Annotated in this window: 12 protein-coding genes; 8 read left to right on the top strand and 4 right to left on the bottom strand. The window is 59.1% G+C overall.

Features of this window, described 5'->3' with window-relative positions:
- Positions 1 to 658: 658 nt before the first annotated feature.
- From xni to queF, 3 genes are all read right to left on the bottom strand, one after another.
- Entirely contained in the window at positions 659 to 1,426 is a 768-nt protein-coding gene (xni, locus tag F3J36_RS20735) for a flap endonuclease Xni (RefSeq protein ID WP_021507382.1), read from the bottom strand.
- Between the two features lie 38 nt (positions 1,427 to 1,464).
- Positions 1,465 to 2,829 (bottom strand): nucleotide 5'-monophosphate nucleosidase PpnN, encoded by a 1,365-nt coding sequence (gene ppnN / locus F3J36_RS20730; protein ID WP_021507381.1) that lies wholly within the window; start codon positions 2,827 to 2,829, stop codon positions 1,465 to 1,467.
- 186 nt (positions 2,830 to 3,015) lie between these two features.
- Positions 3,016 to 3,861, bottom strand: a complete 846-nt coding sequence (queF, locus tag F3J36_RS20725; RefSeq protein ID WP_058757052.1) for an NADPH-dependent 7-cyano-7-deazaguanine reductase QueF — start codon at positions 3,859 to 3,861, stop codon at positions 3,016 to 3,018.
- Positions 3,862 to 3,923: 62 nt separating this feature from the next.
- Here queF and syd point away from each other — a divergent pair, with 62 nt between their 5' ends.
- The 4 genes from syd (at position 3,924) to F3J36_RS20705 (ending at position 6,625) form a co-directional block, all read left to right on the top strand.
- Positions 3,924 to 4,472: a SecY-interacting protein gene (gene syd, locus F3J36_RS20720; RefSeq protein ID WP_166720479.1), complete on the top strand. Its 549-nt coding sequence runs from the start codon at positions 3,924 to 3,926 to the stop codon at positions 4,470 to 4,472.
- A 588-nt stretch (positions 4,473 to 5,060) separates the two neighbouring features.
- Positions 5,061 to 5,387, top strand: coding sequence for a YqcC family protein (locus F3J36_RS20715; RefSeq protein ID WP_136547242.1), 327 nt, complete (start codon positions 5,061 to 5,063; stop codon positions 5,385 to 5,387).
- Entirely contained in the window at positions 5,387 to 6,166 is a 780-nt protein-coding gene (gene truC, locus F3J36_RS20710; RefSeq protein ID WP_166720478.1) for a tRNA pseudouridine(65) synthase TruC, read from the top strand. Before F3J36_RS20715 ends, truC begins: the two co-directional genes overlap by 1 nt.
- Before the next feature lie 12 nt (positions 6,167 to 6,178).
- A complete protein-coding gene (locus F3J36_RS20705; RefSeq protein WP_021507375.1) occupies positions 6,179 to 6,625 on the top strand; it encodes a flavodoxin in 447 nt (148 codons plus the stop codon).
- 73 nt (positions 6,626 to 6,698) lie between these two features.
- Here F3J36_RS20705 and garD read toward each other — a convergent pair whose 3' ends face one another.
- Positions 6,699 to 8,258, bottom strand: coding sequence for a galactarate dehydratase (gene garD, locus F3J36_RS20700; protein ID WP_166720477.1), 1,560 nt, complete (start codon positions 8,256 to 8,258; stop codon positions 6,699 to 6,701).
- A gap of 507 nt (positions 8,259 to 8,765) precedes the next feature.
- Between garD and F3J36_RS20695 the strand changes: the two genes are divergently transcribed.
- From F3J36_RS20695 to garL, 4 genes are read left to right on the top strand one after another with little or no spacing between them, the layout of a single operon-like run.
- Positions 8,766 to 10,112 carry an MFS transporter gene (locus F3J36_RS20695; RefSeq protein WP_058771607.1) on the top strand — a complete coding sequence of 449 codons (1,347 nt, stop codon included), beginning with the start codon at positions 8,766 to 8,768 and terminating at the stop codon, positions 10,110 to 10,112.
- A 10-nt stretch (positions 10,113 to 10,122) separates the two neighbouring features.
- On the top strand, positions 10,123 to 11,469 hold the full coding sequence (locus F3J36_RS20690) for an enolase C-terminal domain-like protein (protein ID WP_125310154.1): 1,347 nt from the start codon (positions 10,123 to 10,125) through the stop codon (positions 11,467 to 11,469).
- A gap of 10 nt (positions 11,470 to 11,479) precedes the next feature.
- On the top strand, positions 11,480 to 12,811 hold the full coding sequence (gene gudD / locus F3J36_RS20685) for a glucarate dehydratase (RefSeq protein ID WP_166720476.1): 1,332 nt from the start codon (positions 11,480 to 11,482) through the stop codon (positions 12,809 to 12,811).
- 52 nt (positions 12,812 to 12,863) lie between these two features.
- Positions 12,864 to 13,631, top strand: a complete 768-nt coding sequence (gene garL, locus F3J36_RS20680) for a 2-dehydro-3-deoxyglucarate aldolase (RefSeq protein WP_021507370.1) — start codon at positions 12,864 to 12,866, stop codon at positions 13,629 to 13,631.
- Positions 13,632 to 13,641: the final 10 nt, after the last annotated feature.

Genomic DNA, 13,641 nt, shown 5'->3' with positions numbered 1-13,641 from the left:
GGCTGCGCCTGCTCGCCCCGGTCACATACTGATGTATGCTCCCGGGGACTCTCAGGCTTGCCGCCTTGTGCCAGCACAAATTATTTCGCAGAACTTCTGCTTCATACTTTGCACTATCGCGGCGTTGGCTGCGTCTGCTCGCCCCGGTCACATACTAATGTATGCTCCCGGGGACTCTCAGGCTTGCCGCCTTGCGCTAGCACAAATTATTTCGCAGAAATTAGGTGCACCAGCCCGTAGCGGCGCGATTCATCGCGCAATAAATTGCGCCGCTACCAAAACCGCAATCGGTGTGGAATGGGGCTGAAACCTGCCTGACCAGCTCGGGCTTGCCGTCCTGCGGTGGCACAAATTATTTCGCTGAAATTAGCTGCACTAACCTTTAGCGGCGCGATTAATCGCGCAATAAATTGCGCCGCTACCAAAACCACAACCGGTGTGGAATGGGGCTGAAACCTGCCTGACCAGCTCGGGCTTGCCGTCCTGCGGTGGCACAAATTATTTCGCAGAAATTAGGTGCATTCACCCGTAGCGGCGCGATTCATCGCGCAATAAATTGCGCCGCAACCAAACCCGCGATCGTTGTGGAATGGGACTGAAACCAGCCTGAACAGCTCAGGTTTGCCGTCCTGCTGTAGGGGCGCCATTCATGGCGACCTCAGTGACGCGCCGGACCCTGATACCGCAGGGTATTTAAATTTCCCTGCAACACCAAATCCCGCTTCAGCGTTGACACCTGTCGGCACACCTCCGCGATCGCGCGGTGATCGCGTAACTTCTTCTGCCACTTCTCAGGTACCTGATCCAGCTGCTGATACAGGGCCTCGAGCGAACCAAACTGCAGCAGCAGTTCCCGCGCGCTTTTCGGTCCGATGCCGGGCACGCCTGGAATTTTGCTGCTGCTGATACCGCATAAGCCCCAGTAATCCGCCAGCTGGGCCGGCGCAACGCCGAACTCCTGTTCGATAAACGGTACGTCCAGCCAGCGCTTCTGAAAATAATCGCGGATGCGGATGCTCGGCGCCAGCAGCTGGCAGTAACCTTTATCGGTGGAAACGATGGTGGCCTGATGACCGGCGTCGGCCATCTTCACTGCCAGCGTCGCGGCCAGATCGTCCGCTTCATCCTGTTCGGCAACCCAGCAACTGACACCGCTGGCCTCAAAGGCCGCCTGCAGCGAGGCCATCTCCTGCTGTAAATCGTCCGGCATCGGCGGGCGACCCGCTTTATAGTCCGGCAATAACTGATGACGCCAGCCAGGCTGTCGGTCATGGCTGTCAAACACCGCCACCACGTGCGTTGGTCGCGTGTGGCCCAGCAGCTGATGCAGCGCCGCCACGCAGGCCTCACGACAGGGCGAACCCTGCACCGCGTGCAGGCGGCGGATCAGATTGAGCGCGTCGATAATAAGCAGATGAAGCGACATAGTGATACCGGCAGCCCGCAGGCTGCCTTCCTGATGGGTTATTTGATGATTTCGTAGCAGGGGATGTAAGCGCTGCCGGGCAGCTTCATGCGCTGCTGCGCGACGAAGCCCTGCAGCAGTTCGTCCATGCGGTGCATCAGATCGGCATCACCTTGCAGCTGATACGGACCTTTTTCCCGGATTTCGCGGATCCCCATCTCTTTGACGTTACCGGCCACGATGCCCGAGAAGGCACGCCGCAGATCCGCCGCCAGTTTTTCTGCTGGCTGATTCGGGAACAGCTTGAGGTTGGCCATATTTTCGTGGGTTGGCAGGAACGGCACCTGCAGATCCGGCGCAATGCGAATCGACCAGTTGAAGCTGTAGGCATCGCCGGTTTCGCGGCGGTACTCTTTCACCTGCGGCATGGCTTTCTTCATCAGACGCGCCACTTCCGCAGCATCATCAATGATAATTTTGTAATGCCGGCGCGCAGCTTCACCCAGCGTATTAACGATGAAATCATCCAGCACGCGGAAGTAATCGGCGCTCTCTTTTGGCCCGGTGAGGATCAGCGGCAGGACCTGATCGCTGTTCTGCGGATTCATCAGAATGCCCAGCAGATATAACAGCTCTTCAGCTGTACCGACGCCGCCAGGGAAGATCACGATGCCGTGCGCGATGCGCACAAAGGCTTCCAGACGCTTTTCGATATCCGGCATGATGATCAGTTCATTCACCAGCGGGTTAGGTGGCTCCGCAGCGATGATCGACGGTTCGGTCAGGCCGATAAACCGGCTGTCGTGATAGCGCTGCTGTGCATGGCCTACCGCCGCCCCTTTCATCGGCGCTTCCATCACGCCCGGACCACAGCCGGTACAGATGTTCAGTTCGCGCAGGCCCATCTGCGTCCCGACATTGCGGCAATATTGATATTCGACCGCGTTGATGGAGTGACCGCCCCAGCACACCACGGTGTTGGGATATTCGCCCACGTGCAGCGCGCGCGCGTTGCGCAGAATGGAGAACACCTGATTGGTGATGTGCGCGGAGTCGGTGACGTCCTGATTTTGTAAACGATCCGCCGCTGAGAGCTGACCGTTAACAAACAGAATATCGCGCAGTACGGCAAACAGGTTCGCCTGCAGCGAACGGATAATCCGGCCGTCAACAAATGCCTCTTCCGGCGGGTTGATCAGCTCCAGTTTCACGCCGCGCTCGCGGCGCAGCACGTTGATGTCAAAGTTTTCAAAGCGGGAAAGCAGTTCGTGGCTACTGTCGGTCTGGCTGCCGGAGTTGAGTACCGCCAGCGAACAGTTGCGAAACAGTTGGTAGAGATCGCTGCTGGCAGTGCGCTTCAGCATGTCGACTTCCAGCTGGGAGAGCAGATCCATTGAGCCAAGCGGGCTGATATGTGTAATCAAGAGAACTCCTTTACACGCAAATGCGTGACTGATGACGCTGCGCTTAACCCGTTGAGCGCAGTGACGAAAATCCTTCGGTAAGCACGCTGTCGCCCTCGCGCCTGTACCAGAGTACCGTTGTCGGCCGCGAATGCTCAAGTGGAACCGCGCATCCGTGCGGCGGCCTGCGAGACATCTCGCAATCTGTTACTGGCGCACCAGGCGGGAGTAGCCCGGCGTGAAGGGAACATTGCTGCGCCACGGATTGATATCCAGCCCGCCGCGCCGCGTGTAGCGCGCGTAGACGGTTAATGCTGCTGGCTGACAAAAGCGCTGAATATCGTTAAAAATACGCTCGACGCACTGCTCGTGAAACTCATTGTGCTGGCGGAACGAAATCAGATAGCGCAGCAGCGCTTCGCGATCGATACGCGGGCCCTGATAGCGGATCATCACTGAACCCCAGTCCGGCTGATTGGTGATCAGACAGTTCGATTTCAGCAGATGGCTGACCAGCGTCTCTTCAACCACTTCGCTGCCCGTTGCGCTGGCGAGGTAATCAGCGTTAAAGCCGTAATCGCTGATGGTGATATCCTGCTCGTCGATGACATCGCCAGCGAAGTGCCCGATCGGCTGACCTTCCACTTCGCTCAGGCGAAACAGCGCCACGCTGACCTGGCCGTTAGCGCAGGCGCTGAGATCGCGCTCCAGCGTTTGCCGCACGGCGCCCCAGTCGGCGAAAATCGTCTGGTTAAAGCTGTTAAGATAGAGTTTGAAGCTTTTGGACTCGATCAGATTCACGCTGTCGGCGCTTAGCACCACTTCGCCGACCGCGACCTGCGGCACGCCTTTGCTGTTTAGCCAGGAGAGTTCATACAGCGTCCAGATATCTGCGCCGTGGAACGGCAGGTTGTCGGGATAGAGCCCGAGCGGCTCGCGATTCAGGCTGCGCGGCACCGCCTGCAGCAGCGTGTTATCGTAGCGATCAACATACGCGGTGGGCTTACCCAAAGTCAGGCCGCTCAGCGCCGTATCCCGGTTTTCAGAAGACATAACGGTTACCACTAAAATCCATCAAAGGGAGTCAGTGTAACCGATCACCAGCGAGAAGATGAATGATGCAGCAAACCGCAGAGGCCCTGCGCGATTTTACCGCCCGTTATGTAGCGCACTGGCAGCAGCAGCACGGCCATTTTCCCGCCAGCGCCGAGCTGTACGGCGTGCCGTCGTCCTGCATCATCAGTGAACTGGATGAGCGCGTCCTGTGGCAGCCGCAGGACTTTACCGTGCCAGCCTCGCTGGCAGCCGTTGAGCGCGCACTGGATATTCAGCTGCAGCCGGACCTCACCACGTTCTATACCACGCAATTTGCCGGCGACATGCACGCGCAGTTTGCACAGCAGCCGCTGACGCTGCTGCAGGTGTGGAGCGAGGACGATTTTACCCGCCTGCAGGAGAACCTGATTGGTCATCTGGTGATGAAGCGCCGTCTGAAACAGAGCCCGACGCTGTTTATCGCCACGACAGATTCGGAGCAGGATGTTATCGCGGTGTGTAATCTGACCGGCGAAGTGATCATGGAGCAGCCGGGTACGAAGAAGCGGCAGAAACTGGCGGTGGATATTCAGACATTTCTTAATGCTTTACAACCGGTTAGTTCGTGAGTTGCAGACTTTTCTCGCAGCCTTTGTAAGAGATCTCTCACAACTGTTGTGCGAGATCGCCAGAACATTGCGCAGACTTCCGGAAGTCCGCAATGTAAAAATATTGTGAATCATGCAGTTATGGCATCAATCCGAAAATACAGACATGGCTTAATCGTTTAACGGCGCTTACTGACTTGTTATTGCGATGGTTTCTGCCAGAATAGTCACCACTGGCAGGAAGCCACGGATTGAGAGACGTTCAGGAGAATGTCAGCCAGGCGGCAGGAACGTAACGGAGTTTACGTCACAGGGAAGGCTTCAGGATGAAGCAGGACACTCCGGAGTGAGTAAAGGACACCTCCAGGATGGAGAATGAGAGCCACGCGGGATGTGGCGGGCCAGGATGCTAAGGACCAATGTCACGATGACAGGCGACGGAAAGCGCAGGAACAGTTGTCATGGATGAGCAGGGAGCACAGCGGTGGCGGGAATGCTGCAAACGAACCGGGAGCACTGTAATCACAGTGCTCCCTTTTTTTATGCCGTTTTTGCGCGCGCACCCACTAATGATATGCTTGCCGCCCCTTTTTGACGCGGAGGTAGCGTATGTCGACGCACCTGATTATTCAGCGGCTGCAGCAGGTCGAAGCGGTGATGCGCGAACACGGCCACTGGCAGACGCACGCCCCGACGGCGGAAGCCTTTAATAGCACGCAACCTTTCTGTCTTGATACCCTGCAGCCGCTCGAATGGCTGCAGTGGGTCCTGCTGCCGCGCATGCAGGCGCTGCTTGACGCCGGCGCCGCGCTGCCGCAAAACTTCGCCGTTACGCCTTATTATGAGATGGCCCTGCCACCCACCACGCCGGGCCATGCAGCGCTGCTGCTGACGCTCAGCCAGCTTGATGCGCTGTTTGCGCCGCCGGACGCCTGATGCTGGAGATCATTTATCAGGATGCATGGCTGGTTGCGGTGAATAAACCGGCGGGCTGGCTGGTGCACCGCAGCTGGCTCGATCGCAAAGAGAAAGTGGTGGTGATGCAGACGGTGCGCGATCAGATTGGTCAGCACGTATTTACCGCGCATCGCCTCGATCGTCCCACGTCTGGCGTGCTGCTGATGGGGCTCTCCAGCGAAATCGGGCGGCTGCTGGCGCAGCAGTTTGAGCAGCATCAGATACAGAAGACCTATCATGCAGTGGTGCGCGGCTGGCTGGACGGTAGCGCAACGCTGGATTATCCGCTGGTGGAAGAGCTGGATAAAATTGCCGACAAGTTTGTCACGGAACCACGCGCGCCGCAGCCGGCGGTCACCGATTATCGCGCGCTGGCGCAGGCGGAACTGCCGGTGGCTATCGGCAAGTACCCCAGCGCACGTTATACGCTGGTTGAGCTGTCGCCGCACACCGGGCGCAAGCATCAGCTGCGGCGCCATATGGCGCACCTGCGTCATCCGATTATTGGTGACAGCTCGCACGGCGATCTGCGGCAGAACCGCGGTGCCGCGGCCCACTTTGGCATGGATCGCCTGATGCTGCACGCCAGTGCGCTGGCGCTAACGCATCCGGTGACCGGCGAACCGCTGGTGATTCGCGCCGGGCTGGATCGTGTCTGGCAGCAGATGCTGCAATCGTTTGGCTGGCAGCAGCAACTGCCCGAGGTGCCGAGGGTTGAGTTTGCCGCTGAGGCAGTCCAGGATAAGCCGACAGAATAAAGGAGCGGCAAAATGGCAAAGATTGGCATTTTTACAGGTACGGTATACGGCAACGCGCTGCTGGTTGCCGAAGAGGCGCAGCCGGTGCTGGAAGCGCAGGGGCATGAGGTGAAGGTGTTTGAAGATCCGTCACTGGCCGACTGGCAGGCTTACAGCAAAGAGGTCGCGTTAATTGTTACCTCGACCACCGGGCAGGGCGATTTTCCGGACAATATCGCGCGGCTGTATGTGCAGGTGCGCGATGAACTGGGCTATCAGCCTGAGCTGCGCTATGGCGTGATCGCTTTAGGCGACAGCAGTTACGACCATTTCTGCGGGGCCGGTAAGACCTTTGATGCCACGCTGCAGGAGCAGCAGGCGCAGCGTATTGGCGAGGTGCTGCTGGTGGATGCGACGGAAAATCCGGAGCCAGAGTCAGTGACCACGCCGTGGGTGGAGAGCTGGGGTAAGTTGTTATAAATCAGGCCCTCACCCTAACCCTCTCCCGCAGGCGGGAGAGGGAACCGAGCGCGCCGAAAGTTAATTTTGCACATCACGTCACCGGTGCCGGATTGAATACCGCCAGCTGATTACGGATTCCCCAGCGATCTGACCACGTCTGTTTACGTCCGCTGGCGATATCCAGAATCAGCTCAAACAGCCGCCAGCCGACCTGTTCAATACTCTCTTCACCCGTCGCGATGGTGCCGGCATTGATATCCATTAAATCGTGCCAGCGGTTTGCCAGCGCGCTGCGCGTCGCCATTTTGATTACCGGAATCGCCGCCAGGCCGTAAGGCGTGCCGCGCCCGGTGGTGAACACCTGCAGCGTAATGCCGGAAGCCATCTGCTGGGTGCCACAGACAAAATCGCTGGCCGGCGTGGCGGCGTAAATCAGCCCGCGCTGCGTCGGGCGCTGTCCGGGTGACAGCACTTCGACAATCGGGCTGCGGCCGGATTTGGCAATTGAGCCCAGCGCTTTTTCTACCACATTGGCCAGGCCACCTTTTTTATTGCCCGGCGACTGATTCGCGCTGCGGTCGGTTTGCCCCTGGCTCAGATAATCGTCGTACCACGCCATCTCCTCCAGCAGCCGTTTGCCCACCGCTTCGTTTACCACACGCGGTGTCAGCAGATGGATCGCATCGCGTACCTCGGTCACTTCCGAGAACATCACCGTCGCACCACAGCGCACCAGCAGATCCGAGGCAAAGCCAACCGCCGGATTGGCCGTCACGCCGGAAAACGCATCACTGCCGCCGCACTGGGTGCCGACCACCAACGCTGACGCCGGGCAGGTTTCGCGCTGACGCTGGTTGAGTTTTTTCAGATGGCGCTCGGCCACCTGCAGAATTTCATCGACCATCGCGCCAAAGCCCACGTGACGCTCATCCTGCAGGCGCACGATATCGCGCTCATCCAGCGAAATGGCCTGTACGTCCGGTGTACCGGTGAGCAGGCGCTCCGGCTGTAATTTCTCGCAGCCGAGGCTCACCACCATCACTTCGCCGCCAAAATTAGGATTCAGCGCAAGATTGTGAATGGTGCGAATCGGCACCACCGCCGCCGGTGCGTTGATCGCCACGCCGCAGCCATATAAATGGTTGAGCGCCACCACCCCGTCGACGTTGCTATAGCGCGGTAGCAAATCGCGCTCAATCAGCTGCACCACGTAATCCACCACGCCCGCCACGCAGTGCACGCTGGTGGTGATGCCGAGCAGATTGCGCGTGCCGACGCTGCCGTCGGCGTTGCGATAGCCTTCAAAGGTGTAGCCGTCCAGCGGCGGCAGAGGCGGCGGCACGTTGGTTGCCAGCGGCAGGCTGGCCAGCGGTGGGGCGGCGGGCAGCGCCACCAGCGACTCCTCAATCCAGCTGCCGCGCGCAATCGGGCGCAGCGCTGTGCCAATCACTTCACCGTAACGCACGATGTCGCCATGCAGGGCGATATCGCTCAGCGCCACTTTGTGCCCCTGCGGCACATGCTCAGTCAGTTGCAGACCGTCATCAAAGCGGCTGCCTGCGGGCAATCCCTGATCGTTGACCACTATCGCCACGTTATCGGCGTCGTGCACTTTAATGTAGCGCGGTTTGTCTGTCAGAGGTCGGTTCATTGCTCACCTTCCGGTTCGTCGCACCGGTCATAGCGGTGCGGTTGAAATCACGTCCGTCACATCATCGTTATTTGCCAGCCTCAGTATAAGCAGGGGTATTCACCCGCGCATTGTGCAACTGACTGGCTTTGTGCCGCGATCGGCGCGCAGTTTGGTTCGTTTTACCAAACGCAAGTGAAGAGCCTCACAAAGCGTACGCTTGCTGTTCACTTTTGCAGCAATCTGGCGGCTGGATGGCGGGTTCCGTGAGCCACGCCGCAGCGTTATGGGCAAATGCCACAAAATCGTGCCGGATTGATGATTATCCTCGGGCGTTCCTCCAGTGTTTCGCGGTGATGCTGTTCCTATACTGATTGCCGTTCTTCGACGTTTGGTTATTCGTCACGACGCATCATCGTTTTGCCATAACAACAATCGCCGTGTTTAACCCAACATCATTCTGATACCCAACGCGATGTGTATGCAGTCAGAGTGAATGTAGCGTTCGCTATATTTCAGGAGTGCATCATGAATAGTTACAGCCAGACAGCGGCAGCGGTGCAAAAGCGCACCAACGCCCGTTACTGGATTGTGGTGATGTTATTTATCGTCACCTCGTTCAACTACGGTGACCGGGCCACCATTTCGATTGCCGGTTCGGCGATGTCGAAGGAGATCGGTCTCGATTCCGTCGGCCTCGGCTACATCTTCTCCGCCTTCTCGTGGGCGTACGTTATTGGTCAGATTCCTGGCGGCTGGCTGCTGGACCGCTTCGGCTCCAAACGTGTCTATTTCTGGAGCATCTTCCTGTGGTCGCTGTTTACCCTGCTGCAGGGCTTTGTCGACATCTTTAGCGGCTTCGGCATTGTGGTGTCGCTGTTCCTGCTGCGCTTCATGGTGGGGCTAGCGGAAGCGCCATCTTTCCCGGGTAACAGCCGTATTGTTGCTGCCTGGTTCCCGGCGCAGGAGCGCGGTACCGCCGTCGCCATCTTTAACTCCGCCCAGTACTTCGCCACGGTGATTTTCGCACCGATCATGGGCTGGCTGGTGGCCGAGGTGGGCTGGGCGCACGTGTTCTGGTTCATGGGCGGGCTGGGCATCATTCTCAGCTTTATCTGGCTAAAAGTGATTCATGACCCGAACGATCACCCTGGCGTGAACAAAGCCGAGCTGGAGTACATGGAGCAGGGCGGTGCGCTGATTAACATGGATGCGAAGAAAGCCGAGCGTAAAGTGAGCTGGGATGAGAAGTGGTTCCAAATTAAGCAACTGCTCTCCACCCGCATGATGTGGGGGATCTATCTCGGGCAGTACTGCGTTAACGCCCTGACCTACTTCTTTATTACCTGGTTCCCGGTGTATCTGGTGCAGGCGCGCGGCATGTCGATTCTTAAAGCCGGCATGATCGCCTCGATTCCCGCCATCTGCGGCTTCCTCGGCGGCGTGCTGGGCGGCGTGATTTCAGATTACCTGATGCGTAAAACCGGCTCGCTGAACATCGCGCGTAAAACCCCGATTGTCATCGGCATGCTGCTCTCCATCAGCATGGTGATGTGTAACTACACCGAAACCGAATGGGTGGTGGTGCTGTTTATGGCGCTGGCGTTCTTTGGTAAAGGCATTGGCGCGCTGGGCTGGGCGGTGATGGCCGATACCGCACCCAAAGAGATCAGCGGCCTGAGCGGCGGCCTGTTCAATATGTTCGGTAACTTCTCTGGCATCGTCACGCCGATTGCCATTGGTTACATCATTGCCACCAGCGGTTCGTTTGAAGGGGCGCTGATTTATGTCGGCATCCATGCGTTTGTGGCGGCGTTCAGCTTCCTGGTGATAACCGGCGATATCAAACGTGTCGAACTCAAACCCCGTTCATAAGGAACCGAATATGAATACGCAAAGTTCCCCGGTGATTACCGACATGCAGGTGATCCCGGTGGCGGGTTACGACAGCATGCTGCTCAACATCGGCGGCGCGCACAGCGCCTGCTTCACCCGCAATATCGTGGTGCTGACCGACAGCGCCGGTCACACCGGCGTCGGCGAAGCGCCGGGCGGTGAAACCATTTATCAGACGCTGGTCGCGGCAATACCGCAGGTGAAAGGGCAGCAGGTGGCGCGCATGAACCGGCTGGTGCAGCAGGTGCACAAAGGTAACCAGTCGGCGGATTTCGATACCTTCGGCAACGGCGCCTGGACGTTTGAGCTGCGGGTCAATGCGGTAGCGGCGCTTGAAGCGGCGCTGCTCGACCTGCTCGGCCAGTGCCTCGGCGTGCCAGTGGCCGAGCTGCTGGGACCAGGTCAGCAGCGCGATGAGGTCACGGTGCTGGGCTACCTGTTTTACATTGGCGATCGGCGTAAAACTGATTTGCCGTATCAGAGCGGCGACGCGGCCGGTCACGACTGGTATCACCTGCGCCATCAGGAGGCGCTGACGCCGGACGCGGTGGTGCGCTTAGCCGAAGCGGCGCAGGACAGGTACGGCTTCAAAGATTTCAAACTGAAAGGCGGCGTGCTGCCGGGCGAGCAGGAGATCGCTTCTGCGGTAGCACTGAAGCAGCGTTTCCCGGACGCGCGCATCACCGTCGATCCCAACGGCGCCTGGCATCTGGATGAAGCCATCGCGCTGTGCAAAGGCCTGCATGAGGTGCTGACCTATGCCGAAGATCCGTGCGGTGCCGAGCAGGGATATTCCGGGCGCGAAGTCATGGCCGAGTTTCGCCGCGCCACCGGTCTGCCGGTCGCCACCAATATGATCGCCACCAACTGGCGTGAGATGAACCACGCGGTGATGCTCAACGCGGTCGATATTCCGCTGGCCGACCCGCACTTCTGGACGCTGAGCGGCGCGGTACGCGTGGCGCAGCTGTGTGATGAGTGGGGGCTGACCTGGGGCTGCCACTCCAATAATCACTTCGACATTTCGCTGGCGATGTTTACCCACGTCGGCGCAGCGGCACCGGGTAAACCGACCGCCATCGATACCCACTGGATTTGGCAGGAGGGCGACCAGCGTCTGACTAAAGAGCCGCTGCAGATCCGCAACGGCAAAATTGCCGTGCCGGATAAACCCGGCCTCGGCGTTGAACTGGACTGGGATCGCCTGCGTGAGGCTAACGCCCTGTATCAATCGCTGCCGGCAGGCGCACGTAATGACGCCACGGCAATGCAATATCTGGTTCCCGGATGGTCGTTCGACCGCAAGCGTCCGGCTTTTGGACGCCGCCATGCATAAGGAGCAGGAAATGAGTCACACCCCGAAAATTACAGCAATGCAGGTCATTCCGGTGGCCGGTTACGACAGCATGCTGCTGAATCTGAGCGGTGCCCACGCGCCGTTTTTTACCCGCAATATCGTGATTGTGAAAGATAACGCCGGCCACACGGGCGTGGGCGAGATCCCCGGCGGCGAGAAAATTCGTCAGACGCTGGAAGACGCGGCGGCGCTGGTCACCGGAAAAACCGTCGGCGAGTACAAAAATATCCTCACCCTGGTACGCACCACCTTTGCCGATCGCGATGCCAGTGGGCGCGGCAATCAGACCTTTGACCTGCGCACCACCATTCACGTGGTGACCGGCATCGAAGCGGCGCTGCTGGATCTGCTCGGCCAGCATCTGGGCGTCAACGTGGCGTCGCTGCTGGGCGAAGGACAGCAGCGTGACCGCGTCGAGATGCTCGGCTACCTGTTTTACGTCGGCGATCGCCGCAAAACGTCACTGCCGTATCAGAGCCAGACCGATGATCCGTGCGACTGGTATCGCCTGCGGCATGAGGAAGCGCTGACGCCGGACGGGGTGGTGCGCCTGGCAGAAGCCGCCTACGAAAAATATGGCTTTAACGATTTCAAACTGAAAGGTGGCGTACTGCGCGGCGGTGAAGAGGCCGAAGCGGTAACCGCACTGGCGAAGCGTTTCCCGCAGGCGCGCGTGACGCTCGATCCCAACGGCGCCTGGTCGCTGAATGAGGCCATCCTGCTCGGTAAACAGCTGAAAGGCGTGCTGGCTTATGCAGAAGATCCATGCGGCGCTGAACAGGGTTACTCCGGACGTGAAGTGATGGCCGAGTTCCGGCGCGCCACCGGTCTGCCCACCGCCACCAATATGATCGCTACCGACTGGCGCCAGATGGGCCACACGCTGTCGCTGCAGTCGGTCGATATTCCGCTGGCCGATCCGCACTTCTGGACCATGCAGGGCTCGGTGCGCGTGGCGCAGATGTGTCACGACTTCGGCCTGACCTGGGGTTCGCACTCCAACAACCATTTCGATGTTTCGCTGGCGATGTTCACCCATGTGGCCGCCGCCGCACCGGGCGCCATTACCGCCATCGACACCCACTGGATCTGGCAGGAGGGCAATCAGCGCCTGACCAAAGAGCCGTTGCAGATCAAGGGCGGCATGGTGCAGGTGCCGCAGAAGCCGGGCCTTGGCGTCGAACTGGACATGGATCAGGTGATGCAGGCCCATGCGCTGTATCAGCAGTATGGACTGGGCGCGCGCGACGATGCGCAGGCGATGCAGTTCCTCGTGCCGAACTGGACATTTGATAACAAGCGTCCGTGCCTGGTGCGCTGATTTTATTCCGCGCGCCCGCGGGCGACGGTGCTAAATAACAGGAGTAGAGATCATGAGCAATGCCTGGCCCAACCCTTTTCGTCGTCGTTTGCTGGCAGGGGAAACCCTGATTGGCAGCTGGTGCGCCCTTGCCAATCCTCTCACCACGGAAGTGCTGGGGCTGGCGGGCTTTGACTGGCTGGTGCTGGACGGCGAACACGCGCCGAACGACATCACCACCTTTATTCCGCAGCTGATGGCGCTGAAAGGCAGCCCGAGCGCGCCGGTGGTACGACCGCCGTGCAATGAGCCGATCATCATCAAGCGTCTGCTGGATATTGGCTTCTATAACTTCCTGATTCCGTTTGTGGAAACCGCAGAAGAGGCGGCGCGCGCGGTGGCATCGACCCGCTATCCGCCAGCCGGTATTCGCGGCGTGTCGGTTTCGCATCGCAGCAACATGTACGGCACGCTGGCGGACTACAACGCCACCATCAATGACAACATCACCGTGCTGGTGCAAATCGAAACCCAGCAGGCGGTGGACAACATTGACGCCATCGCGGCGGTTGACGGCGTAGACGGCATCTTTGTCGGCCCGGGCGATCTGTCAGCGGCGCTGGGCTATCTCGGCCAGCCGGCGCATCCGGAAGTGCTGAAAGTGATCCGTTACATCCTTGAGCGCGCCAAAGCCGCCGGTAAGCCGAGCGGGATTCTGGCGCCGGTGGAGGCTGACGCACGCCGTTATCTCGAATGGGGTGCCAGCTTTGTTGCCGTCGGCAGCGATTTGGGTGTTTTCCGCCACGCCACGCAGGCGCTGTGCGACAAATTTAAGCAGTAACTGACGAAGG

The sequence above is a fragment of the Pantoea sp. Cy-640 genome, from assembly GCF_011752635.1.
Lineage (GTDB): Bacteria > Pseudomonadota > Gammaproteobacteria > Enterobacterales > Enterobacteriaceae > Pantoea > Pantoea dispersa.
Note: the sequence above shows the minus strand (reverse complement) of the source record. Positions and strands in the feature narration are given on the sequence as shown.